A 24,731-nucleotide genomic window follows, 5' to 3' on the forward strand; every position below is an offset into this window, starting at 1 on the left:
CACGTTCTGGGTGGCATAGAATAGTGCTCGTGTGTCTGTTGAAATCGGATTCTTCAGATATATTATCGTCTGAAACAACCGGTCGCTGAAGAGTGCGTATTGAATCCCGAGCCTTCTGCCGCGATAGAGTAAAGGTACTCCCGGCTTGAGATTCGATATGGAGCAGGAATCGTTGAACGTCTATCGTGGCTGTACACCAGTGGTGGATGCTGAGTACGAGTCCGGGAGCGATGTGTCGCCCACGGAAGTCATCATCGAGGCTCTAGCAGAAGCCGCCGGGATTGATCCCATCGAACTCCCCCCACTGTACGAGTTCGTCGATCCTGACGCGCTCGATCATCTCTTCGGAGAGCACGACGGCGCAGCCCACGCGGATGCTCTCCTCAGTTTTCAGGTCGAGACTTGGAACGTGTTCGTCCGGGCCGATGGATGCATTCGAGTCTGCGATAACACCCAACCCACCGAACCGGAACCCGTCTTCGAATCCACTCCCGTCTAATTCGACTCGCTCAGTACTCTAACTCCAACAGGACTGTTCTGCCGAGAACAGTGGTGCATACGCGCCCAATACTCAGCACTTCATTTGTATCAGTTTCTAAGGATTCCAACAGGGCCATTCTCGTCTATTTCTGTAGATATCCACCAAATGGGATGTACCGAGAGTCGGCTAAACGAGAGGGATTAGCAAGGGGGTCTGATTGTCGAAGGGGGAGTTATGATTCCGTTCGTTTGCGGTCATACTCCCAGAGAGCCATATCGACCTCGCGCGGAAGGAGGCCATTCTGTTCGGCTAGTTCGCGGACATGGTCTATGTAGAATTCGTAGGCACTCGGATCAGATCCGTATGTTCGGAATAGTTCTAAAAATTCCGCGAACTCGGCATATTCGGTGTGGTCGAGTAATTGTGGTTTGGCTGCGGGAAGCGCGCGAAGCGCCCGATAATCAATCACCGCGTGCTTTGTTGGTTTCCACATTGCCAATATCGTAGACGCGACCGGCACTCGAACACCCGTTAATTCAGATAGCGCAGCAATTTTCGTTTCATCTTTATCGGCAGAAAATGCGATCTCACTCTGTTCTTTGACCGTTACCGGCGAGTTCTTTTCGAGGTGACGATCAATTCTACCGCCTTGGACTTTCCACCGTCCAATCTCAAGAAGCTCGTCTTTCTTGAGATACTCACGCGATTGCAGGCGGTCCGAGATAGTACTAAAACAGGGATCTGAGTCAGTTTGTCGATCACCGTTCTGGTCTATGAACACTACAGAAGCGTAGGTAGCTCGCTGTTTGAAATCCGCCACGAGAGAGGGGAAATCAATCGACATTAGTCTCTCATCCCAATTGTGAGTACAAAACGATTGGGCTGAATCGTTGGTAGTTGTAAGGGGGATTCACTTATCGGTGCAGGTAGCGTATTGTTGATTATGCCTGAAGAAGTCCTGTTCAAATCAGAGAGTGATCAGACCCGAGAAGAAATCGCATCGTATCTCCGTAGCGTCGCTGATAAGCTTGAACAAGGGGATGCAGTTACACTCAAATCCGGTTCTGAGTCCGTGACAATGGAGCCACCAGCGCGCCCGACGTTTGAGGTTAAAGCCGAACGCGAGGGACCGACGGACGGACCCGGTGAATTGAGTATTGAGTTCGAACTCGAATGGGACGAGAACGGTAATGGAGGGGACGGTGGGACCGGCCAGTTAGAAATCGAGTGACTAATTAGCCACGTATCTAACGGCAGGTTCGCTGGGGAGACAAGTGAAAAGAAACACTCAGGGGCGATTCTATGACACTCTCACACTTGTTAGCGGCTTTCGATCTCGTCAATTGCAATCGACGACGCTTGCTGTACTTCTTCGTTCTCGTCTGTTTCTTTGATTTCTCGTAACCGCTCCAGTGCGTCTTCGGCTGCGAGATAACCGAGTGCCCAGCAGGCATTGGATCGGGTGTACGCGAAGTCCTCGTCTAATGCGTCGATCAACGGTTCGATTGCGGGTTCGACGGCATCCGGATCTGCTTTGGCGATTCGTGCGAGAATTGATGTCGCGTTGTACCGTGCCTTCTCATCTGAGTCGTCCAACAGCTCGATTGCCCGTGGGACCACTGGCTTGACTTGATCAGGGTATGCGTCAGCCAGGTCTGCCAACAGACCGGCTGCATTCGCGCGAAGTTTGTAGTGATCCGCGTCAAGCAATTCGATTGCCGTTGGGATCGTGTCTTCAGCGACGTTGGGGTAGTCCTTCGAGAGTGTTCCGAGGATGGCGAGTGCACCAATCCGGTGTGACTCATCACTCTCGCCGAGGTATGCGGTGAGCTGCGGAGTGATTGGAACGACAGCGTCTGGATATGCTTCTGCGACGCGTTGAATTGCTGTGATTGCTGTCGTGTCAGCGGGTGAGCCATCTTGGAGGAGTGCCGCGAGTTTCGGTACCGCATCGACGACAGCACCGGGATTCGAATCGGAAATCTCCGCGACGATGGTAATCGCGTCAGCAAGAACGTCAGGATCTGCTTCCGAAGCGAGAAATTCGATGACGTCCGCAGCAGCGGGGGTTACCTCTTCAGGATGCTCTTGAGCGACAGACGAGAGTATTGTTACAGCTTCAGCCTGGATAGCCGGGTCTGATCCCTGTAATTCAGTCGTTAGTACGGGAACAGCCGTAAGACCAGCGCTGGGGTCTGCTTCTGCGAGTCGTGCGAGCCTGAATAAGGCCAGTCGCTGCGCTTTACTCTCGCCCGTTTGGATAGTATCAACCATCCCGTCAACATCGGTCGTGTCCACGGCTTCCAAAGGATTCTGAAGATCGTCGTGGTCGTAGGCGTGACCGTACTGGTCGTACACTACGTAATCTTCGAATTCGGTTGCTGGAGGTATCGTGATGCTGGAGAGTGCTAGATGGTGGCTGACCACCGCGAGTGCCTCACCCGGTGGTCGCATCAGATTAATCTCAACGAGATTGTAGCCAGCGTCCGGATAGTGGGCTTCTCGCTCCTCGTGGCCGCTTTCGAACGCGCGGTCAGAGTTCTCTTCCATCCCGTCACTCGACGGTTCATCGTTGCCAGTCATACTTGTTCGTAGAGACTGCGTTGACCCGAGGCCGGAGCGCAACGTGGGCTCTGCTATACCCGTTGAAGGCTCAGATAGTTAATTCCGGAGGGGATTCTGGCTTGCTTCAGTTCAGACGGGAACTCGGTAGGTGTCCGCTGCGTCGAACCGGGATTACAAAAACATCGTTCACGAAACCACGCCGGTTTCCCGACGCGCGCGATTCCCTTCTTGATTCATCTCCTATTCAGGCGCGATTTGGTTGAGTAATCATCATGATCGGCGATATGGTCGTGCTGTCAGTCGGGTGGTCGTGCTGTGAGTCCGGATTTGGCTTCTAACGGCCTGTACCGTTAGAAATCGTGCCCTAATGTTTATAACTCCCAGCGGATTTTGCCGGTGTGCATGCAGCAAGTCATCGACCGCAAGCTGTACGATACAGACCAAGCCGAACAGATCGCTAGGTACGGTCCACTGACCGACAGGGGCGATTTCAACTACCTGATCGAAACCCTGTACAAGACCGCCGACAGCGAGTACTTCCTTCACGGCGACGGCGGCGCGGCCACGAAATGGGCAGATAAAATCAGCAATCAGCGCACGCCTGGCGAAGAGATCCAGCTGTTGACCGACGAAGAAGCGCTGGACTGGTGTGAAGAGCGAGCGATTGACGGCGAGATCGTCGTCGACGAGTTCGGCCACCTAGTCGAAACGTAGCTCTAGGAGCCGCCTCGGAAGCCCACAACCCGGTAGGTGGGCGGCGTACTTCGGATCATTCCCGAAGCGAGGCTTATGCCAGAACCCAGGCGTATCAATCGCCTACATCGACGAGGGACGACGTGCGACACGCGCACGTACCATCCGACCCCCGAACCATCCGTAGGATCGAGCGACGGGAGAGACGAATTACCGATCACACCGGTGGGGTTAGAAGCCCGTCGACGTGAGCAGATCGAAGAGGTCATCGAACGGCTCACCGGTGACGACCACGACCACCCACCACCGTTCTCCGAATCAGAGCTCTATCGGACAGCCGCAGATGTCGGGATTCCAGTCTGGGAACCAGAGGTGAAGAAGCGTTTCACTGGTCGGATACTCGACGAACTCAACTACGAACGGGACTCAGTCGCCCAAACGTTCGTACCGGTAGTCGGAAAGGGCTTGATCGAGGCCATCAAAACTGCCGCCGAGACCGTCGTTCCGGCTCTGAACTCAGAGCTACCTCAGTCGCTTCGAAGACGGCTCCAAGACTGGTGTGAGTTACACGGCTTCGAGTCACTGGAACACACAGCCGTTCAGACGATTATTGCACGCCAGGCAGTCCTGGGTGTCCTCCTACAGGCGGTACTCTACGAACGACTGCGGCAGCAGCACGGGTGGCCAGCACTCGATACTACTTCGAAGAACGCACTTCGCCAAATCGAGGAACGAACAGGACACCTTGGATTCGAAGCGTGTGTGCTTGATGACGTCGTGCAGCTATTCGAGGCAACGGATCTAGAGGCGGTACTCGGCGAACGTCACAGGGTGTTGTATTCGGGCCAGCCCGCAGAGGCCATCGGGAGACTCTACGAAGCGCTGCTCCCCAACGAGTGCCGCAGGAAGATTGGCCAACACAGAACCCCGCCAGAAATTGGGAACCTAATGCAGACGTGGGCGACCAGCGGTGGAGACGCCGTCCTCGATCCGGGCATGGGTGCCAGCGGCTTGTCGACGCCGTTTCATCCACGATGGGACGTGAGCACTGACCCAGGAGACATCACGGGAATCGATCGGAGTCCAATCGCCGCCCGAATGGGCATCACAGCACAGACACTGGCCAGACAAGCCACGACAGCCCAACTAACTGACTTCCTCGACCTCGCCCCGGGAGACTTGGATCACGACGTCGACGCAGTGGTGTGTAACCCGCCGTATACACGATATCAGGAGCTCCCCACAGCGTACAGAACCGAACGCAACGCCCAAGCCAAAGACCGGACAGGATTAGAAATCCCCGGCACCTCGCCGCTGTATGCGTACTTCCTGTACCACTTGCGGCAGTTCCTCGACCCTGGGGATCGGGCGGCGGTCATCGTCCCACACGTCTTCTTGGCACGGGCCTACGGAACGCCACTCAAGCGGTTCCTGCTGCGGGAATTTCACGTGAACGCGCTCCTCCTGTTTGATCCGAACACCGAGTCGGCATTCGAGAACGCGCAGACGACCGAGCTGATTCTGTTTCTCGAAGCACGAAGTGAGAGTGAGGAGACGGATGTGACGCGATTCGTTCGCGTCGACGAGAGGCAGGATGTTCCGAGCCTCGTCGACGCGGTCCGAAACGGCGAGCGACGGGACCCGGACTGGGGAGTCGTACACTGCGTTGAACAGGCAGACTTGAATCCCGAACAGAAGTGGGACCGTTTGTTCGACCCGATTGACGTCGAAACGTCCCCTCATCTCACGCCGCTCTCAGAACTCGCAGACGTCCGCCGCGGGTTACAGACCGGCGAGAACGATTTCTTTTGCCTCACCCAGGAGACCGTCGACGCGTGGGGAATCGAACCACGATTCCTCGAACGGATGGTTCCGAAGCCGGAGTACGTCGAAGGATACGATATTCGTTCAGACGACTGGGAACACTACCGCGATGACGATCGGCCTACGTGGCTACTATACTATACCGAGCGCATCAAAGGAGTGCCTGCAACGACTTACGATGACGAGGCTGGCCGTGCAGATTGGAATGAAGTTGCAACAACTGAAGAACCAGATTTCTCGGTAGTGGAGTATCTACGACACGGCCTAGCCGAACATGATGACCTATCAACACGGTCAACCGTCCACAGTCGGGAGCCCTGGTACCGTGTTGAGCGCGGTGATATCGCGCCGATACTGATAGCACCGATGGGTCGGTCGAGCCTCCGCTTCCTGCTGAACGAGACCAACGCGCGACACCTGAACAGTTATTACGGAATCTATCCTGATCCGATGATTGGACGAATCGAGCAGAAAGCGCTCCTGGCGTATCTGAACTCCACTTTCGTCAACAAGATCATCTCTCGTGGGCTACACACGTTGTCAGGCGGATTGAAGAAAATCGAACCGGGAGACGCGAAAGACATCCCTGTCATCGATCCACGAGAGGTCCCTGACACTGTCGTCTCCACGCTCGCCGATTCTTTCGACGACCTTCGGGAAGCCGCACGACGTGACGAGGATGAGGAGCCCATCATCAGTCGAATCGATTCAGTGCTCAAACGGGAGTTGTAGCAGGTATCGCTCTATCCAGTGACTTACCTCACTCCGTACTGAGACTTCAATGACTCATACTCGGCCGGGTCTGGAAGCACAGTCTCACGGCTGTCTCGTTGTTCAACCTCACCGTTGAGAAACGCGTACATATCCGAGACTGTAGATTCTAAACCGTACCACGTTGCAGTATTGCGCAGATCATTCTCGTCGATGTCCGCGTGTTCGATGAGGAGGAGCGCGTAGCTCACTCGCCTTGATCCGGTATCGGCCACGAGACTGTGACAGACAACTTGGGCGGGCCTGAGATGCTCGTCCGGTGCGTACCAGAAAGCGGGTTCACCGGCCAGGAAGAACTGCAGGTCGAATGAGGCGAACCGCGCAAGCCCGGTCATCTCCCATTCATCAGCGGCTCGGAGAGCCGCGGTGTCGTCTTTGGTGTGGACGTGGACGAGTGCCCGCTCGGGGTCGAACCACTCGACTGTTGCACTTGGCGCGAGACGCCGGACACGGGTGCGGTGCTCGTGGAGAATAACGGCTTCTGCGAAGTCGTGTAGCGGTTGGAGGCCGGGGACGAGCGCATACTCCGGCCCGGATGGAGAGAGCATCGCGCGATATTTCAACGGATCCAACGCGTGATGGACCGCCTGTCGAGTAATATCAAGTCGATCTGCGATTGTCGTTGCGCGTCGTGGTTCATCCAGAAACCAGCAAATGCGTATTGTTGCCGGCGAGAGCAAATCGGGCCAGTCGACGTGCCCCAGTTTTGAGACCAGGCTTCGGTACGCTTCGATCACGGGATGGCTAGTAACGCGCAGAAGCCGCTGATTGTGGTGCCCCCTGGACTCGTCAATGAGCCCTTCGGTGCGTAGCTCGTCGGCCGTCCGGTAGATCTGCGAAGTGCTGAGCCCCGTTTCGTCTGCGAGCTCGTGCACGGTCGCTTCGCGCCCCCGGTGAAGGGCGTCGAGGAGTTCGATTCCCGCGTTCGTAAGCACTGCTGTAAAACAAAATAGTAAATCAATAATAAGTGTTCTTGAGTATTTGTTTACGGTGGCCTACTCCAATCAGTCGTTGGGTCGAATAGGCGGTGATGGTTTTCGAGCCACTCGATCTCGTGGTACGTCACGTCATCCTGGATGTCGTATTCTAACGGAAGCGGATTCGAGGGGCGATTCGTGTAGGTGAGGTTAATTTCGATACAGCGACCATGCTCTGAGATGCAATCGAATCCAGCGTCACAAGCATACACGACGCTGAACCACCGGATTTGGAATCCGAAGTGATCGCAGACATCTCTAACGACTGCCGCATCACAATATGGCGTGTGAACCCACAACTCGCCGCCAGCGTACGCCTGATCCTTGACGCACCAAACTTCATCGAGTGACCGGAGAAATTCCGCTGCGCGATTGTAGTGCGCCTCAGTCAGGCGTTCCCACCAGTAGTATCGCTCGACCTGATCGACGAGCAACTGGAGGCAGTCGCTACACACATCGTACTCAGAGTCACCAAGCGAGACATCGTGGAGTTCGGCATAGTGCGTGGTGTCGCACGCATCGCACGCCATGATGGGGCTTGTCTCCCGACACGAAGAACAGTCGGTAGGGTCAATCGGTTGAGGAGGCGCGTCGCTACACTCTGTCTGTTCAGACTTGCCTGCGTCAGTATTCTCGGTCATTGGTCTCTAACCGAGAACCATCAGTCACGTCTGTGACTGGGTTCCCGGCTAGAACCGGACCGACGGTGGACCAACCATCTGCAATAATAGACAGCAGTTTGCTGTAAATAGTTTCTGTGCCCTGCAGCAGTAACCTCTAATAATGTACCTGGCACAGGACTTCACGACCTTCTTGTCTGTGGTTACCACACCCTGACTAACTTTAATACAGTTGCCACGATATTCCGTAATTGAAGCCCGAAACAAATCCCGAAAACGGAGAATTTCGCAACATGGTCGATACTCGCTTCAAACCGCGGCGTGCTCGTTCTCGCTTAGCCGCGGGTCGCGTGTTCGGCGAGTATCTACAAGACCAGCGTGCGAAGAGTCCGGCCGGGAATCACTGGGTCTGCGTCGCCATCGAACGCGAAAGTGCGACGCAGTCTGGCGATCTCCGGACACTCTCACCCGCATAACCCGGCTCCCACGCGGACTACCCGTCAGGGGCTGGGGAACACGGGATTGCCGCCTGCTTTCGCCTAGTACTCGCTTAGCTCACAGCGTCACGCGAGTACGGCAACTGAAGCTCGTGGCAGTTTGGTCTACGTTCGTTCCTGACAATGGAACGAACGAGCGATCCCATACGCGCTGAGCGTACTCGGAGTCGCTAGCACACATCCCCCGCAGCGTTAGCTGCGGCTACGTCGAGCCCCGGAGTCTCCGCTGGCGAGGGACGCTGGACTTTGAATCCGGAGGCCGCCGGTTCGATTCCGGCCGGGGCGACATGCCGACGTGGTGTAATCCGGCGAGCATACGGTCCTGTCACGGCCGTGATCCGGGTTCGAATCCCGGCGTCGGCGTGGACGCGTGGACAAACCACGTGGGGATACCCATCGAGGTAGGCAGCCCGTTGGTGCGATCATCTGGATCGTTCCCACGATGCTGGGCCCAGCAGGGTCTGCAACCTACATGAGCCGGTGTGGTATTCCCGGGAGCACCCGAAGTACGCCTCCGCGATGAGACGCGCAATCACGACCACTCGGTCGCAGTTGCGCAGTTGGAAACAGTCGTACAGATAGATGATCAACTGCCGAGATCTTGGCAGTACCCGTGAGCCGATAGTCCAGCGGACGACGATCTGTGCCTTGGGCACACAGGACCGAGGTTCGAATCCTCGTCGGCTCAGTGTGCCGTGTCTGGGGAATGGTGACCCCACTGGCCTGCTACGCCAGCCCCGGCGACGGGTTCCCGGTTCAACTCCGGGACACGGCGTGATGCCAAAGAATGTCTGCCCTGACTGCGAGGAAGAAGCGTTCCGCCACGTCCCGCTCGGCGAAACAACGTCCATCGACACGATTGGAAGCGTGAGAATCTGCGTCACCGACGAAGGCACGTACTTTCACGGAACGAGGTGACCGCCATTCGGCCCGCCCGTGACTGGGAGCTGGTGAACTCACACACTCCGAAAGCGAGGGTCAGAAGCTGAGCATTACGCACCTTCCGACATCCCGTGAGTAGCGCGAAGGGGGCTCGTTGGAGCTTGCTCCGACGGCGTGTGGTGAGACAAGCAGATTGGTGACTGCGCTCGGTTTGAAACCGAGAGCCGCGAGGCTTCGGAGTTCGACTCTCCGTCTCACCGTTGGCGGGATTTCCCTAGCCCGGCCAAGGGACCGCGTTGGAACCGCGGCGTCCGCGAGGGCACGAGTGTTCGAATCACTCTCCCGCCGCTGCGTGCCGAAGTGGTTCGCAGATTCGTTGGCGATTCTCGAATTGCGCCGCCATGCCAGAGTGGTCAAACGGACACGGTCGAGGACCGTGTGGTTAGTCCTTCCCAGGTTCGAATCCTGGTGGCGGCATGCCGGTCACTGTACCGGTAGACGATTCCCTGTATTCCCTGTCGCCGTACCCAAGTGGTCAACGGGAAGCGGCTCAGAACCGCTGGCGTAGGTCCTTCCGAGGTTCGAATCCTTGCGGCGACATTTCTCCCTGTGGTCTAGCGGCTACGATGCCTCCCTGTAGAGGAGGAGACGCACGTTCGAGTCGTGCCGGGGAGACTGCGGGACGGTGGAAGAGCCTGGCATTCACGCTCTCACCGAGTTTTCACCGGAGACCCGGTGCGACGGTGAGGGCTCCTTCATCTCACTTGTAACGAGAACACGCAGGTTCGAATCCTGCCCGTCCCACTGGCCGATGACCCATTCCAGGAGAGGCCAACCCGCTCCAGTGGAGTAGCGGCCAAACTCACGGCCCTCTCACGGCCGATCCCCCGGTTCGAATCCGGGCTGGAGCATACGGGCCCGGAGCCTATGAGGACAGGCAAGCGGCGTTTAACCGCAGGATAGCGGGTTCGAATCCCGTCGGGCCCTCTCGGTGCCTGGGAGACGCCCCTGGAGGGGGTGCCGGGCTGTTACACCAGTCGCGGGAGGTTCGAGTCCTTCCCCAGGCGCTCGGAACCACTAGTTCCTAGCAGTGATGCTCCCGGAGTCTCCGTTGGCGAGGGACGCCAGCCTTTCAAGCTGGAGGTCGGGGGTTCGATTCCCCTCGGGAGCACTCGGGAACTGGCAGTGGACAGCGACGCTCTGCGTCGTACCATCGAGGTAACGACGTAGACCGGTGACGCGTCCCCTGTCGGTTCCCATAGCGTGCGGTCGACGAGACGGTGCGTTCCTTCAGCCCGCAAGGCCCACACCGGGAGTCATAGCCCGTCGCGCCGTCAGTTTCCCGACCGCACGTGGCGACCGTCGAGTCGGGGCGTTGCTTCGCCAGGAACTCGCAGGTTCAAATCCTGTCGGTGGCCCTGTCCATCGAGAACATCCCGGACAAAGAGAGCACGTGGGTGCTCTCGACACCGGATCCGCCTCGACAGTTTCCCGGTCGCCATCACTCATCCCGTGGCCGTCGAGTTGGAGCCATCCTTCGCCTCTGGAGCCGGAAGTCCGGGTTCGAATCCCGGTGGTGGAATCCGTTTTTCCGCTGTAGTGTAACCAGGTAGCACGCTGTTCCGGCTCCAGCAGTTTCCGGCCACTCTCATGTTCCCGTAGCTCAGCCTGGACAGAGCACCGGCCTTCGAAGCCGGGTGTCGCACGTTCGAATCGTGCCGGGGACGTTCGCTGCTCGCACCGCGTGTGAGCAGCACCGGTATCGGAGTCGCCTGTTGCGGCTCCGAGTGATAGTATGGAATTCAACACGCCAAAGCAAACGGTCGCGGAGGCGACGCGAACCACCAACTGCGAAGGTGGCGAAGCGTTCGAGCCTGCCGACCCTCGACTCGCACTGTACAAGCGCACGATCAACCAACTGCTGGAAGACTCGTTCTACGAAACCGATGACGAGCAACTCGCTGCTGTCGTCCGGCGGTTCGACGCCGCGGCAGACGAGGATCCGGAGTTCGTCCTGAAGCTCGCCGCGTACGCGCGCCAGGAGCTCTACCTGCGGGACATCCCACAGGTCCTGCTCGTACTGGCAGCCAACGACGACCGGTTCAAGGACGACTCCCCCGAGTCGCTCATCCGCGAATGGGCCCCGGCGATCATCCAGCGAATGGACGAGACGGCGACCGTACTCGCCATCCACGACCAGCTGTTCGGCGGAACTGCCCCGTGGCCGCTTCGACGCGGCATCGAAGACGCGCTCGTCTCGATGGCCGACGCCTACACCCTGGGCAAGTACGAGTTGTCGCGGCGTGAGGTGACGCTGCACGACGTGTTCAATCGCGTCCACCCCGAGCCAGTCGACGCCGACCAAGAGGTGCTGTTCGAGCGATTCATGCGCGGCGATCTCGACGACTATCCCAACATCGAACCACTGCCGTCGCCGAACACCTGGGAGACAGTTATCTCCGAGCGCGGCAACACCCGAGACGCGTGGGAGACGCTCATCGAGGACGACACGTACTCGCTGCCGATCTTCGCGTCGATCCGGAACCTCCGGAACATGCTCGAAGCCGGCGTCGACGAGGACACCGTCGTGGAACACCTTGACCTGGAAGCAGTCCGGTACGCGCCGCTGTACCCGTTCCGGTACTACCAGGCGTACACCGCGCTCCAGAATGCTGACACCCAGGCATCGACGGTCGAGCGGTGGCTGGAGGACGCAATCGACGTCGCTGTCGAGACGGTGCCCGAAGGACTCGGAGACACGTTCGTCGCCGTGGACCTCTCAGGGTCGATGGACATGGCGCTATCCACGAACAGCACGCTCAAGCTGAAGGAGATCGGTGCGTTGTTCGGTGCGATCCTGGCCAACCAAGGCGCTGAAGTCGGCGGGTTCGGTGACGACTTCCAGACCGTTCCGATGCACGTGGACACGCCAGTACTGCAGCGTCAAGATGCGGTACTGGCCATCGACGAGGACGTCGGGAACTCGACGAACGGCTGGAAGGCACTGGAGTACCTCCGCGACCGAGGCGAACCCGTCGAGCGCATCGTCGTCTTCACCGACATGCAGATCTGGGACAGCACACCATTCACGGCACACGATACCCAGACGGTCAAGGCAGCGTTCGACGCGTATCGGAACGATGTCTCCTCGGACACCTCGCTGTATCTCGTCGACCTTGCGTCCTACGGCGACCTCGTGACGCCGGAAGGCTACGAGAACGTCTACAACGTCTCCGGCTGGTCCGAGAACGTCCTCTCGTTCATCGAACACGCCGAAAACCCGAAGCAGGTCATCGATGAAATCGACGCGTTCGAACCTGCATAGCGTTGCCCTCTCATCTTTCTTCGTCAAGCGCGAGTAGTGTAATTCGGTATCACGCGGTCGTGCCACGACCGAGACGGGCGTTCGAATCGTCCCTCGCGCACTCGGAGCGCAGCTCGTAGACCAGACAGTCCGAGCGACGCTCTTCAGCAGAGGTGACATCATGGCAATCTCCAGTGACAACGACCCCGAACCGACGACGACTGTTGTCGTCACGATCCGCATCCCATGTGGCGCAGACGGCGACCTCGTCACCGACGCTGAAGAGCGCCTCTCACGTCCCGAGGACATCGATACCGTCACGGTTGACGATCTGCACGGTATCGCTCCGAAGCTTTCGGCAACGACCATCACCGTCGGCATCACCATTCGTTGGACCACGACAATGACCGATGCGCAGGTGAGGAGACGGCTCGCCGAGGTTCCCGGCCTTGAGTCAATTGAGCGGATCGGATGAGTTGACTCGAACCCCGCCCTTCCCGACGATTTATGCGGTCACCTGCTGACGAACATCTATGGGCGGTATCGAGCTCCGGAATGGAACACTCGTCGTCGAACGCGAGCCGAATCAGCTCGACGAGCTGGCAATCAGATTCTCCGAGATTCTCGGTCAGTTCGACATCAAGCACGTCTACATCGCGGGGTACGTCTCTATCCTCGCTGGGCGGGCGCGCTCTACCGAAGACGTCGACGTCCTCATCGAACAAATCGACGAGGAGACCGTAGACGAACTCGCAGAGACGCTCGACGAGAAGGGGTTCTGGGGCCCGGCGATGCCACTCACTTCGATGTACGAAATGCTCGATAACGGCGACAACATCTGGGTCGCCCCGGAAGATCAGATTACGCCGCATCTCGAAGTGAAGTTCGCGCGTGACGAGTTCGACCGCGCATCCCTCCAAAATGCGATCACAGCCAGAGTCGGCAATGAGGCGATCCCGATTGGGCCGTTAGAACTCCAGATCGCATACAAGCTCCACCTCAACGCACAGAAGGACATCGAGGACGCGGTTCACCTCTACACGCTATTCGAGGAAAGTCTTAGTGTGCCCCGCCTCGAAGAATGGGTAACGCGACTTGACGTCGAAGACGAATATGAGCGACTCAAACGCGCCTGAACACCTCGACGCGAAGCACGAACGAAACCGTCAGCAACGCATAGAGGGTATCAAGCGCTGGGTCGAATACATCAAATCAGAATCACCGGAGACGTGGGGACCGCAGCAGAATGCGGTCGTCAACGACCAACTTGATGCGGCCCAAAGCGTGCAGACTTCGGCGTCGCATCAGCAACACGTAAAGGACGTGGCGGCCGAGATCATCGAAGCGAGCAGCGAGTCCGACGCTGAATCGAAGTAGCCGAGTCACTCGCAGCATTACCCGAATAGGGACATGTTGTCGCGTCTACTGAACGGATTCCGTTAGACAATACTCCGACCAGCCTACACCACCAGGTGAGTGCTCACACACGCACCTGCGTATGTACGTGAGTACGTACATAGGCACGTACCCGAGGCGGAGGTAGATTTTAGAAGGGGAGTCACTTTGTCGACGGCATGTTTCGACGGTCGTTCCTCAGCGCTCTCTCAGCAGTACCGTTACTCCCACGGATTCTCGACCAGCCCAATCCAGATCAGCGGCCAGCTGTCCCATCCGAAGGCAGTCTCATGTTCTGGTTTCATTTCTATGGGGCGGTCCGACGCGACCGACCCATGAGTACTGAACGAGCGCGAAAACGGGTAGTGCAGGAGTTGAATCTTCAGAACCTCGACGCCGACGAAGCCGTCCAGCTCCTGAAGCTGGCGAACGAGGGAGTCTACGACACCGATGATATGCCCAATCGGTGGCAGGGGGTCTTCGAAGAGATGGAAGAGAACCTCTACTCGTAATGGTGCGATCCGATGAAGAACCGAGAGGGAGAAACAAGAACTATCCACCAGAACCCGATCAAGTACCGGTTGATTCTATCAGAATCTATAGATGTAGCTGCGGAAAAGTGGATAAACCCAAGACATAGTCGTCTTGGGCTTTAGGGTATCGTGTGAGAGCCAAGGGCCGGATTTGAACCGGCGTAGAGCTGCTCTGCAGGCAACCGCGTAAGGCCAGACTCTGCCACCTTGGCGCAGTTGTCAGTAACGGAGTGGTCGGTTTAAGCGTAGCGGTACGTCGTATTCGGCGGCGAAGGCTCCGAAAGCGAGAGGGGCTTAGTAACTGCGGGGCAGTCCCAGCGTGTGCTCGGCGACGTGGTTCCGCATCATCTCGGTCGACCCCGGAGCGACCTTCCCGAGGCGGGAGCCCTTCCACATCTCGATGACGGTGTAGTCACGGGAAAAGCCGTTGCCACCGTGGGTCTGGACCGCCACGTCGGTGGCATCGTGACCGACTTCGGTCGCGCGGAGCTTCGCCATGTTCGAGACCTCGGCGGTCTTCTTCGGGTCGGATTCGTTGTCGACCATCCAGGCGGCCTTCCGGACGAGGAGGCCCGCCGACTGCAGTTTCGCCCACGAATCGGCGATAGGGTGTTGGATGCCCTGATGGGCGCCGATGGGCTGGTCGAACACCTCACGCTCGTTCGCGTACTCCACGGACCGTTCGATGGCGCACTTGCCGACGCCGATGGCACCTGAGGCACCGAGGAGCCGCTCGGGGTTGACCGTATCGAACAGCTGGTACAGCCCCATCCCCTTCGTCCCGATGATGTCCTCCTCGTTGGCGCGGTAGCCGTCGAAGGACAGCTCGAACTGCTTTTCGGGCGTCGGGATGCCCACGTCGAGTTCCCGAGCTTCGATAGCCGGGTCGTCGGGGTCGACGAGGAATAGAGTGATACCCTGCATCTTCGCGGAGTCGTCCTTCGGCGACGTTCGGGCGACGAGCAGCATCTGGTCGGCCACGTCGACGCCGGATATCCACTGCTTCGTTCCGTCGATGACGTACTCGTCGCCGTCCTCCTCCGCGAACGTCGTCATGTTCGGCGCGTTGTGACCGGCGTCGGGTTCGGTCAGCGCCATCGCGAAGTTCACGGAGCCGTCACAGATGCCCGGCAGCCACTCCTCCTTCTGTTCTTCGCTGCCGTTTTCGGTGAGAGTGATACCACCAAAACAGACGTTGACGACGAACAGCATCTCCGCACCGAGACAGCCGTTGGTACACAGCTCCTCGACGATGGCCGATAGCTCCCAAAAGCCCATGCCTTCACCGCCGTACTCGGTGGGAATCGTGGTACCGAGGAATCCGGCGTCGGCACAGTCGTTCCAGAACTCCGTCGGTTCTCGCCCCTCGGAGACTTCGAGCCAGTAGTCGTCGTCGTAATCCGACGCGATGTCGCGGGCCGTCTGTCGAATCATCTCCAACTCCTGGGTCTCTTCGAACCCCGGTTGTGAGGATTGTGATACCGTCATACACACGCCTCAGGACCGGAACTACTTAAACTATGCAACTAACCACCTCTTGAGAGTTTATTTGAGGGGGCTGTTCGTGTCGCCACTCTCGGTGAATAAATACAAAAACCCCCGACCAGCGCGTTGCTGGTCGAGGGTTGAATGAATGGGAGGCGGCGAACCAGATTTCCCAGAGACTCTCGTACTCCAGTACTCGCTGGAACGCTGGCGGGCTTATCTTCCGTGTTCGGGATGGGTACGGGAGTCGCCCCGCCGCTATGGCCGCCTTAACGCCGACTCGTGGAGTCGAACCACGATAACGCAACCGTGCGTCGGTGGTGAATTCCGTATGTACGTGCGATCCAGTTTACGCCCGGACCCGCTTCATCGGGCGGAGCAATGATTGGTGGCTTCGGTCAGTTAGTGCTTGCGGGCTGAACACCTCGTTGCCTCGGTGCTTACACCCCAAGTCTATCGAACTCGTCTTCTACGAGAGACCTCGGCGATGCTTCTTTTCCAGGTGGGTTTCGAGCTTAGATGCGTTCAGCTCTTACCCCGTGGTGCGTAGCTGCCCGGCAGTGCCCTCTCGGACAACCGGTAAACCAGTGGCACCCAACCGTAGTTCCTCTCGTACTATACGGTCGTTCCTGTCAAGCATCAGACACACCCAGTAGATAGCAGCCGACCTGTCTCACGACGGTCTAAACCCAGCTCACGACCTCCTTTAATAGGCGAACAACCTCACCCTTGCCCGCTTCTGCACGGGCAGGATGGAGGGAACCGACATCGAGGTAGCAAGCCACTCGGTCGATATGTGCTCTTGCGAGTGACGACTCTGTTATCCCTAGGGTAGCTTTTCTGTCATCAATGGCCCGCATCGGGCAGGCTCATCGGTTCGCTAGACCACGCTTTCGCGTCAGCGATCCTCGTTGGGAAGATCACTGTCAATCCATCTTTTGCTCTTGCACTCACCGTCGGGTCTCCGTCCCGACTGAGATGGACTTAGGGCGCGCTCGATATCTTTTCGAGCGCGTACCGCCCCAGTCAAACTGCCCAGCTATCGGTGTCCTCCTCCCGGAGTGAGGGTCACAGTCACTGACGGGTAGTATTTCAGTGTTGACTCGGTGGCGTGCTAGCGCACGTACCTGTGTAACGTCTCCTACCTATCCTGCACATCAGCGACCATGTCCCAGCGACAGCTTGCAGTAAAGCTCCATAGGGTCTTCGCTTCCCCCTGGGTGTCTCCAGACTCCGCACTGGAACGTATAGTTCACCGGGCCCAACGTTGGGACAGCGACGCTCTCGTTAATCCATTCATGCAAGCCGCTACTGAAGCGGCAAGGTACTACGCTACCTTAAGAGGGTCATAGTTACCCCCGCCGTTGACGGGTCCTTCGTCCCATTGTACTGGGTGTTCAGATACCCGCACTGGGCAGGATTCAGTGACCGTACGAGTCCTTGCGGATTTGCGGTCACCTATGTTGTTACTAGACAGTCGGAGCGTCCAAGTCACTGAGACCTGCCTCTTTCCGAGGCAGGCACCCCTTATCGCGAACTTACGGGGCCAGATTGCCGAATTCCCTAACGTCGGTTGTTCCCGACAGGCCTTGCCTTTCGCCGGCATGAGCACCTGTGTCGGATCTCGGTACGGACGTTATACTTGCCTTTTCACGGGCCCCAGGTTGAACCAACTTGCGCTATCCTGCCGTTCGTCCGCTTCGTGCCATTACGGCGTCCACGGATTTGGACAGTTCGACTGGGCGAAAGCCCAGCTTGGTCGACCCCAGGGCGTCAGCGTTCATTGTATAACGGCGCTGGAATATTAACCAGCTTCCCATTTCGACTCATTCGAATTGCGGTGAGTCTTAGGACCGGCTAACCCTCGGCTGACAAACATTGCCGAGGAACCCTTGCTCATTAGGCCGTCGGGATTCACACCCGACTATCGCTGCTACTGTAACCAGGATTTTCGTCACCGGTTGGTCCACTCGAACTCTCGCCCGAGCTTCCACCCAACCGGAGTGCCGACCTACGGAAGCACACGGTGAAGTGTGCCGCTAGGTCTCGGTGGTAGACTTGAGCCCCGATCATTTTGGGCGCCCCGAACCTCGGCCGGTAAGCTGTTACGCTATTCTTAGAGGGTAGCTGCTTCTAAGCTCACCTCCCGGCTGTCTAGGGCTCGGGACCACCTTCAATCGCACTTAGTCTACACTTTGGGACCTTAACCAAGCTCTGGGTTGTCTCCCTCACGCTGCACAGGCTTACCCCGCACAGCGGACTCCCTGCGTCGACGGCGTTCGTGAGTTCGGAGTTTGACAGGAGGGTGAACTTCTCTCGAAGTCCACTCCTCCAATCAGTCTCTCTACCCCACGAACTACCTCAGCAGAGGTCATGCTTCGACATGTTTCGGTCGGAACCAGCTGTTTCCGGGTTCGATGGGCCTTTCACCCCTAAACGTAGATCACGAGAGGGTATTGTAGGACACCAACTCTAACGGACCTCCACGTAGCTTTCGCCACGCTTCGTCCTGTCCACGCTTAGATCACCCGGTTTCGGGTCGTACCCGTTTGACTCCCCGCGCTTGAACACGGCGGCCCTAGCGCAAAGCGCTGCGGCCATGTCGGTTTCCCTACGCCTTCCCCGATGAACGGGTTAGACTCGCCAAACAAGTACACTCCCTGGTTCGTTTTTCAAAACGCACGACGGGACACCGGCTTCCGATGAGTCCTACTGGAGGCTCGCGCCTCGGTCGTTCTTCAGCGGACCTTTTGTGCCTCGTCGCTCTATCGCCACCTGATTTCAAGCCCTATTGCACCTCCCTTCTCGGGGTGCTTTTCAGCGTTCGTTCACACTACTTGTTCGCTATCGGTCTCAGGACGTATTTAGTCTTGACAGACGATGTCTGCCGAATTCACGAGGAATTTCCAATCCCCGCTACTCTGGAGCTGACGCACGACGTACTAGTTCTCGATACGGGGTTATCACCCTGTATCACGCTCCGTTCCAGGAGACTTCTCGAGAACCTTCTGTCGATGAAAGTCAGTCCGAACACCACATTGCCCGTGAGGGCTTCGGTTTGGACTGTGTCGCCTTCACTCGCGGTTACTAACGACATCACATTCGTTTTCTCTTCCTGTCCCTACTAAGATGTTTCAATCCGGGACGTTCCCCATTGCGCAAAGCAATTGCTTAGAGGATTCCTATTAGGAGATCCGTAGTTCTTAGCCTTCGTGCGGCTCCCTACGGCTTATCGCAGCTTGACACGTCCTTCCTCGGCGCCTGAGCCGAGCTATTCACCAGGTGGCACAGTAGCCACGGTAATGATAGATCGCTCATAAACCCGATGAAACGGGTCCAGTGAGCGTCTGGATCGCACGTACACACGGTCTCATACACACCCTGCTGACAACAGGGAGCGTCCACCCTTCCCACTCGCGTTTGCACGGAGTGGTGCATCGGTTCTTCGTACCCAGACGAATCACCGTTTCCCACTTAAGGGACACGGTTCGAAGTCGGGTACGTGAGATGGACCCACTGGGATTCGAACCCAGGGCATCCTCCTTGCAAAGGAGGCACTCTACCACTGAGCTATGGGCCCTACCATTAGCCTTGGCAGTTCAAAGGTGCTCGGTCGGTCACCGTCGACGAGCGTCGATAGACGCCAAAGGTGGGTCGGGGACAACGCCCCGATCCCGATCAGTAGGAGGTGATCCAGCCGCAGATTCCCCTACGGCTACCTTGTTACGACTTAAGCCCCCTTGCGGAGCCCAGATTCGACCGAGGAACTCGGCCTCATCCGGACCCCACTCGGGTGCTTTGACGGGCGGTGTGTGCAAGGAGCAGGGACGTATTCACCGCGCGCTTGTGACACGCGATTACTACCGAATCCAGCTTCATGTGGGCGAGTTTCAGCCCACAATCCGAACTACGACCAAGTTTAGGAGATTAGCTCCACCTCTCGGTGTCGCGTCCCACTGTCTTGGCCATTGTAGCCCGCGTGTAGCCCAGCTCATTCGGGGCATACTGACCTACCGTTGCCCGTTCCTTCCTCCGTCTTGGCGACGGCAGTCCCCCTAGTGTACCCAGCCATCGCGAGATGCTGCTGGCAACTAGAGGTGCGGGTCTCGCTCGTTGCCTGACTTAACAGGACGCCTCACGGTACGAGCTGACGGCGGCCATGCACCTCCTCTCAGCAGCTCGAATAAGATCATCAACCTGATCGTCATCACTGCTGTCGGAGCTGGTGAGATGTCCGGCGTTGAGTCCAATTAAACCGCAGGCTCCTCCGGTTGTAGTGCTCCCCCGCCAATTCCTTTAAGTTTCATCCTTGCAGACGTACTTCCCAGGCGGCTCGCTTCACGGCTTCCCTACGGCACAGCACAGGCTCGTAGCCTGTGCCACACCTAGCGAGCATCGTTTACGGCTAGGACTACCCGGGTATCTAATCCGGTTCGAGACCCTAGCTTTCGTCCCTCACTGTCGGATCCGTCCTCCTGAAGTGCTTTCGCCATCGGTGGTCCGTCCAAGATTACGGGATTTCACTCCTACCCCAGACGTACCCTTCAGGTCTTCCGGTCCCAAGCCGAACAGTTTTCGCCGGACGCCCACTCGTTAAGCGAGTGGATTTCCCGACGAACTTGCTCGGCCAGCTACGGACGCTTTAGGCCCAATAATATCGGCCATCACTTGGGCTGCCGGTGTTACCGCGGCGGCTGGCACCGGTCTTGCCCAGCCCTTGTTCCTGTACCACCTTACGGTACAGAAAAGCGAGGGCTCTATGCCCTCGCACTCGGTGTCCCCCTATCGCACTGGCGTGCAGTGTAAAGGTTTCGCGCCTGCTGCGCCCCGTAGGGCCCGGACTCGTGTCTCAGAGTCCGTCTCCGGGCTCTCACTCTCATGACCCGTACCGATTATCGGCACGGTGGGCCGTTACCCCACCGTCTACCTAATCGGCCGCAGCCACATCCTATGGCGCCGGAGCATTTGATACATCCGCCAGTTCCAGGCTGGATGTACTATCTAGGATTAGCCTCAGTTTCCCGAGGTTATCCTAGTCCATAGGGCAGTTTGGCCACGTGTTACTGAGCAGTTTGCTACGTTATACGTACAACTCGCATGGCTAAATCGGACACCGATAGCAATGGCCTCCGGCAGGATCAACCGGAATGTATTCCCCGTGCCTGATTCCCGGCTCGGGGAGGGTTGGCGGGAACACACCAAGATGGTGTGTTTCCTATGCTATCGACGTTCGGCGACATCGGACCGACCGAGTGTCACCGAACTGCCAAGGCTAACATCAGATTTCATCTATACGGCGGACCGCAGGGGTGAAATCCTCATTTCCTTCGGACCTAATCGTATTCCGCGATGGGTCATAAACCCACCGGAACACGTTGGCCCGTGAGTGAGTTCGGGTTCGAACCGAACTCAACCACGTCGTGTTATTCCCGAACACCCTCGTACTGATAAGGGCGTCGGATTGGGGACCACACCGAGCCAATCTCGGTGCGACCCTCGTACTTCAATCCGAGTGTCCTGTTACACTTAAGGGCACCGGATTCGGGACGACGCCGGAATGCGATTCCACGTCGCCCGTCGTACTTCAACACCAACACCCTATTACACTTAAGGGCGTCGGAATCCCGCTCGGCGCGAACGACGCGTCCGACCGAGTGGTGTGTTCCAATCCGACTTCCTCCACAGTCGAGATGTCGAGACGAGACGACCCGGAGGGCCGTCCCGGCCGGGGCATCACGCCCCGTGTTGTTCGCATTCGTTCGGATGGGAGTGTTCACCTTAAGCCCGTCGAAGTGTATCCGCCACGTCACGCGTTTTCATGGCTCTCAGGCCTTGGCAAGCGGACTCACGCCATACGGAGCCAACCAATCACGCCTCGAGCTCGCGAGTTCCGAACTCCAGCGCGCGCAGTCGGCGATTCGAATCGAAAAACGTGTCCGTATTCGGATATGAAATGTCGCGCGGTCGGAAGTCGTAGCCCTCATTCCCTACGCGCACACGCGTGGTCGGGCACGGGTGAGTTGCCGCGCACCTGCCGCTAACGGCGGATGACTCATAGCCGTTCGGAAAAACGTAGGGGCTTAGATTTCTTCGAGGTGTTCGATGCCCTGTTTGGAGACGTTTGCTTCAGTTATCTCCTCGGGCATCCAGTCCGGACTGTCACTCGGGGACTCCTCTTCCCACGCCCACCCGTCGTAGATGTGGACCTTCTTCGTCCCCTTCTCACGGAGTCGGAGCTCTTTGTGTTCGGCGTGTTGCTCGCTGTCCGCGGGGTCGAGTCGGCGTGCCGCTTTCAGCGCCGCCTGACGAGGCGTCCGACCGGAGAACACACTCGTCTCGTTACCTGTCTGGTCTCGAAGCGCGAAGTTTCGCTTGCCATCGTCGTCACGTGCCATGGTTTCTCTCCTCCGTGTGAGGTCTGCACACACGTTGATATAAATATATCCCCCGAACGAGGTAATTTCGGCCACTACATTTATAAACAGGGCCGCGGTGTCGGGCGAAAACAGGGGGCGAAACCCGTCAAATCGGTGCCGATTTCCGTCCTTCAGAACTCGCGCGCGGCAGAGGGCGACACCGCGCGCACGGTACACTTATGTATCTCGTGCGGTGACGGGCACAATATAGCCCGATGGTGCGAAAGAAGAAGCTCAGCCCGAGTGGCGCCAAAGACGAGGACGGCGAGTACCACAACGTACACGTCAACCTCCACGAGGACGAACTCGCCGTCGCCGGTATGGAGATCGGGGACGAAGTGTTCGTCCGTGTCCGAGACGGGAAGATAATCATCCAGAAGGCGGACCCGGACGAACTCGAACACGATTTCTGAGGTCGGGATACCCCAAGACCGCCGTATTTAAGCGATTTCGGTGGCCTCTCTCGGTAATGCGTCTCTACGACCTGGCGAAACCGATTCTGTTTCAGTTAGACGCCGAAACAGCCCACCGAAGCGTCCACACCCTCCTGGATGCCATCGAGGGGACGGCTGCCGAGCAACTCCTCGCCGACCATTACACCGTCGTCGACTCCCGACTCTCCACCGAGGTCTTCGGCCAGCGCTTCAACAACCCGGTCGGGGTCGCCGCCGGCTTCGACAAGAACGCCGAAATCCCTCGGACGCTGGCGGCCCTCGGCTTCGGTCACGTCGAGGTGGGCGGCGTCACCGCCGAACCGCAGGCCGGCAACCCCCGTCCTCGGATGTTCCGCCTGCCGGAGGACCGGGCGCTCATCAACCGCATGGGATTCAACAACGACGGCGCCGACATCATCGGCGAACGCCTCGCCGACACCGACTGCAAGGTACCCGTCGGCGTCAACATCGGCAAGTCGAAATCGGCCCCGAACGACGAGGCCGAAGCCGACTACCGCTACACCTTCGAGCGCGTCCGCGAGGGCGGCGACTACTTCGTCGTCAACGTCTCCTCGCCGAACACGCCGGGACTCCGCGAACTCCAACAGCGGGACCGCCTGGAGTCCATCCTCGGGACGCTCCAGGATGCCGGCGCCTCGCCGCTGTTGGTGAAACTCTCGCCGAATCTCACCGACGCCGCCACGGAGGACGCCCTGGCCGTCGTCGACGACCTCAATTTGGACGGTGTCATCGCGACCAACACCTCCACTGACCGCCCCGCCTCGCTCCGGGGAGAGGCCGCTGCCGAGGAAGGCGGCCTCTCCGGAAAGCCAATCGAGGAAAAAGCGACCAGCATGGTCCGGTTCGTCGCAGAGCGCACCGACAAGCCCGTCGTCGGCGTCGGCGGCGTCTCCGATGCGGAGGGCGCATACGAGAAGATACGCAACGGCGCCAGCGTCGTCCAGCTGTACACCGGTCTCGTCTACGAGGGGCCCGCCATTGCCCGAGACATCAACAGCGGACTCCTCGAGTTGCTCGAACGGGACGGCTTCGACTCCGTCGAAGACGCCGTCGGTGTCGACCTCTGAACTGCGTCAGTAACAGGGGTCCAGCCGCAATCCGCCGTCGACCGGAATCCGGACACCGGTGAGATACGACGCGGCATCGGAGACCAGAAACGTCACGACGTTCGCCACGTCCTCGGGCGTTCCCATCCGCCCCCATGGGACGCGTTCGTGCATCGCCTCGGTTCGTTCTTCGGAGGCCAGTATCTCGGCGTTCATCGGCGACTCGATGACGCCCGGTGCGACGCAGTTGACGTTGATGCCGTACTCGGCCAACTCCAGGGCCATATCCTTCGTGAGCATCTTCACGCCCGCCTTCGAAACGTCGTAGTGGATTTTCTGCGTCCGGGGGACAGTATCGTGGTAACTGGAGACGTTGACGACCGCTCCCTCGATGCCGTCGGCTATCATTCGCTCGACGACGGCCTGACTCAGGAGGAACTGCCCCTTCAGGTTCACGTCGAGAACGCGGTCCCAGTCGGCTTCTGGCAACTCAACGAACGGGTACACCGTCTCGATACCGGCGTTGTTCACCAGCACCTCGATGGGGCCGAGTTCCGAAGCCGTCTCGGCGACGATGGCCTCGACTGCCTCGCTGTCGGCCACGTCGCCGGGAACGGCGACCGCTTTGCCGCCGTCGTCTCGGATTTCCGCGGCCGTCTCGAGGGCCGACTCCTCGTCGATGTCGTTGACTGCGACGGCGTAGTCGCCGGCGAGTTCCAGCGCGATACCGCGACCAATCCCACCGCCTGCACCGGTGACGAGTGCAGCACGTTCGGTCATGACGCCG

Annotated in this window: 17 protein-coding genes, 15 tRNA genes and 3 rRNA genes; 24 read left to right on the top strand and 11 right to left on the bottom strand. The window is 58.4% G+C overall.

Annotated elements, in window-relative coordinates; genetic code table 11:
* The first annotated feature begins 157 nt into the window (after nt 1–157).
* A complete protein-coding gene (locus HWX69_RS02440) occupies nt 158–499 on the top strand; it encodes a HalOD1 output domain-containing protein (RefSeq protein WP_178915496.1) in 342 nt (113 codons plus the stop codon).
* A gap of 214 nt (nt 500–713) precedes the next feature.
* Here the strand turns inward: HWX69_RS02440 and HWX69_RS02445 are convergent, their stop codons facing one another.
* A complete protein-coding gene (locus HWX69_RS02445; protein ID WP_178915498.1) occupies nt 714–1,325 on the bottom strand; it encodes a hypothetical protein in 612 nt (203 codons plus the stop codon).
* Nucleotides 1,326–1,424: 99 nt separating this feature from the next.
* Between HWX69_RS02445 and HWX69_RS02450 the strand changes: the two genes are divergently transcribed.
* Entirely contained in the window at nt 1,425–1,712 is a 288-nt protein-coding gene (locus HWX69_RS02450; RefSeq protein ID WP_178915500.1) for an amphi-Trp domain-containing protein, read from the top strand.
* Between the two features lie 89 nt (nt 1,713–1,801).
* Here the strand turns inward: HWX69_RS02450 and HWX69_RS02455 are convergent, their stop codons facing one another.
* Complete coding sequence (locus HWX69_RS02455; RefSeq protein ID WP_178915501.1) at nt 1,802–3,064, bottom strand: HEAT repeat domain-containing protein; 1,263 nt, start codon at nt 3,062–3,064, stop codon at nt 1,802–1,804.
* 384 nt (nt 3,065–3,448) lie between these two features.
* On the opposite strand from HWX69_RS02455, the gene HWX69_RS02460 reads away from it, so the two are divergent.
* Nucleotides 3,449–3,760 carry a hypothetical protein gene (locus tag HWX69_RS02460; protein WP_178915502.1) on the top strand — a complete coding sequence of 104 codons (312 nt, stop codon included), beginning with the start codon at nt 3,449–3,451 and terminating at the stop codon, nt 3,758–3,760.
* 204 nt (nt 3,761–3,964) lie between these two features.
* The gene (locus HWX69_RS02465; protein WP_178915503.1) at nt 3,965–6,295 is read left to right on the top strand and encodes an Eco57I restriction-modification methylase domain-containing protein; all 2,331 of its coding nucleotides are present in this window, start codon (nt 3,965–3,967) and stop codon (nt 6,293–6,295) included.
* 23 nt (nt 6,296–6,318) lie between these two features.
* Here the strand turns inward: HWX69_RS02465 and HWX69_RS02470 are convergent, their stop codons facing one another.
* On the bottom strand, nt 6,319–7,269 hold the full coding sequence (locus tag HWX69_RS02470) for a helix-turn-helix domain-containing protein (RefSeq protein ID WP_178915504.1): 951 nt from the start codon (nt 7,267–7,269) through the stop codon (nt 6,319–6,321).
* 1,369 nt (nt 7,270–8,638) lie between these two features.
* Here HWX69_RS02470 and HWX69_RS02475 point away from each other — a divergent pair.
* The 18 genes from HWX69_RS02475 to HWX69_RS02560 all read left to right on the top strand — a co-directional run bounded on the left by HWX69_RS02475 (nt 8,639) and on the right by HWX69_RS02560 (nt 14,521).
* Nucleotides 8,639–8,714, top strand: a tRNA-Gln gene (locus HWX69_RS02475).
* 3 nt (nt 8,715–8,717) lie between these two features.
* Nucleotides 8,718–8,791: transfer RNA gene (locus HWX69_RS02480), tRNA-Asp, on the top strand.
* A gap of 252 nt (nt 8,792–9,043) precedes the next feature.
* Nucleotides 9,044–9,116 (top strand) — tRNA-Pro (locus HWX69_RS02485).
* Nucleotides 9,117–9,572: 456 nt separating this feature from the next.
* Nucleotides 9,573–9,658 (top strand) — tRNA-Ser (locus tag HWX69_RS02490).
* A 47-nt stretch (nt 9,659–9,705) separates the two neighbouring features.
* A tRNA-Leu gene (locus tag HWX69_RS02495) sits at nt 9,706–9,787 on the top strand.
* Between the two features lie 40 nt (nt 9,788–9,827).
* Nucleotides 9,828–9,910: transfer RNA gene (locus HWX69_RS02500), tRNA-Leu, on the top strand.
* Nucleotides 9,911–9,913: 3 nt separating this feature from the next.
* Nucleotides 9,914–9,985, top strand: a tRNA-Tyr gene (locus tag HWX69_RS02505).
* 4 nt (nt 9,986–9,989) lie between these two features.
* Nucleotides 9,990–10,114: transfer RNA gene (locus HWX69_RS02510), tRNA-Thr, on the top strand.
* A 34-nt stretch (nt 10,115–10,148) separates the two neighbouring features.
* Nucleotides 10,149–10,221, top strand: a tRNA-Glu gene (locus HWX69_RS02515).
* Nucleotides 10,222–10,224: 3 nt separating this feature from the next.
* Nucleotides 10,225–10,297, top strand: a tRNA-Lys gene (locus tag HWX69_RS02520).
* 108 nt (nt 10,298–10,405) lie between these two features.
* A tRNA-Glu gene (locus HWX69_RS02525) sits at nt 10,406–10,481 on the top strand.
* Between the two features lie 481 nt (nt 10,482–10,962).
* A tRNA-Arg gene (locus HWX69_RS02530) sits at nt 10,963–11,037 on the top strand.
* A gap of 68 nt (nt 11,038–11,105) precedes the next feature.
* Nucleotides 11,106–12,635, top strand: a complete 1,530-nt coding sequence (locus HWX69_RS02535; RefSeq protein ID WP_178915506.1) for a TROVE domain-containing protein — start codon at nt 11,106–11,108, stop codon at nt 12,633–12,635.
* A gap of 27 nt (nt 12,636–12,662) precedes the next feature.
* Nucleotides 12,663–12,735: transfer RNA gene (locus HWX69_RS02540), tRNA-Gly, on the top strand.
* A gap of 60 nt (nt 12,736–12,795) precedes the next feature.
* Nucleotides 12,796–13,089 (top strand): hypothetical protein, encoded by a 294-nt coding sequence (locus tag HWX69_RS02545; protein ID WP_178915508.1) that lies wholly within the window; start codon nt 12,796–12,798, stop codon nt 13,087–13,089.
* 58 nt (nt 13,090–13,147) lie between these two features.
* Complete coding sequence (locus HWX69_RS02550; protein ID WP_178915509.1) at nt 13,148–13,750, top strand: hypothetical protein; 603 nt, start codon at nt 13,148–13,150, stop codon at nt 13,748–13,750.
* A complete protein-coding gene (locus tag HWX69_RS02555) occupies nt 13,728–13,991 on the top strand; it encodes a hypothetical protein (RefSeq protein ID WP_178915511.1) in 264 nt (87 codons plus the stop codon). Before HWX69_RS02550 ends, HWX69_RS02555 begins: the two co-directional genes overlap by 23 nt.
* Before the next feature lie 353 nt (nt 13,992–14,344).
* On the top strand, nt 14,345–14,521 hold the full coding sequence (locus HWX69_RS02560) for a hypothetical protein (protein WP_178915512.1): 177 nt from the start codon (nt 14,345–14,347) through the stop codon (nt 14,519–14,521).
* Nucleotides 14,522–14,678: 157 nt separating this feature from the next.
* Here the strand turns inward: HWX69_RS02560 and HWX69_RS02565 are convergent.
* The 7 genes from HWX69_RS02565 to HWX69_RS02595 form a co-directional block, all read right to left on the bottom strand.
* Nucleotides 14,679–14,754: transfer RNA gene (locus HWX69_RS02565), tRNA-Cys, on the bottom strand.
* 82 nt (nt 14,755–14,836) lie between these two features.
* Nucleotides 14,837–16,030, bottom strand: coding sequence for an acyl-CoA dehydrogenase family protein (locus HWX69_RS02570; RefSeq protein ID WP_178915514.1), 1,194 nt, complete (start codon nt 16,028–16,030; stop codon nt 14,837–14,839).
* A gap of 147 nt (nt 16,031–16,177) precedes the next feature.
* Nucleotides 16,178–16,299 (bottom strand): 5S ribosomal RNA (gene rrf, locus HWX69_RS02575).
* A 111-nt stretch (nt 16,300–16,410) separates the two neighbouring features.
* Nucleotides 16,411–19,330: ribosomal RNA gene (locus HWX69_RS02580) — 23S ribosomal RNA — on the bottom strand.
* Nucleotides 19,331–19,535: 205 nt separating this feature from the next.
* Nucleotides 19,536–19,607: transfer RNA gene (locus HWX69_RS02585), tRNA-Ala, on the bottom strand.
* 103 nt (nt 19,608–19,710) lie between these two features.
* Nucleotides 19,711–21,176 (bottom strand): 16S ribosomal RNA (locus HWX69_RS02590).
* The 16S, 23S and 5S rRNA genes sit together here with 1 tRNA gene alongside, the layout of an rRNA operon.
* A gap of 931 nt (nt 21,177–22,107) precedes the next feature.
* Nucleotides 22,108–22,422, bottom strand: a complete 315-nt coding sequence (locus HWX69_RS02595) for a non-histone chromosomal MC1 family protein (protein ID WP_156707899.1) — start codon at nt 22,420–22,422, stop codon at nt 22,108–22,110.
* A 236-nt stretch (nt 22,423–22,658) separates the two neighbouring features.
* Here HWX69_RS02595 and HWX69_RS02600 point away from each other — a divergent pair, with 236 nt between their 5' ends.
* Nucleotides 22,659–22,856 (top strand): hypothetical protein, encoded by a 198-nt coding sequence (locus tag HWX69_RS02600; protein ID WP_178915515.1) that lies wholly within the window; start codon nt 22,659–22,661, stop codon nt 22,854–22,856.
* Nucleotides 22,857–22,912: 56 nt separating this feature from the next.
* Nucleotides 22,913–23,965, top strand: a complete 1,053-nt coding sequence (locus HWX69_RS02605; RefSeq protein WP_178915517.1) for a quinone-dependent dihydroorotate dehydrogenase — start codon at nt 22,913–22,915, stop codon at nt 23,963–23,965.
* Nucleotides 23,966–23,971: 6 nt separating this feature from the next.
* Here the strand turns inward: HWX69_RS02605 and HWX69_RS02610 are convergent, their stop codons facing one another.
* Nucleotides 23,972–24,724, bottom strand: a complete 753-nt coding sequence (locus tag HWX69_RS02610; protein ID WP_178915518.1) for an SDR family NAD(P)-dependent oxidoreductase — start codon at nt 24,722–24,724, stop codon at nt 23,972–23,974.
* Nucleotides 24,725–24,731 lie beyond the last annotated feature (7 nt).

Origin of the sequence: Natronomonas gomsonensis (assembly GCF_013391635.1) — an archaeon.
Lineage (GTDB): Archaea > Halobacteriota > Halobacteria > Halobacteriales > Haloarculaceae > Natronomonas > Natronomonas gomsonensis_A.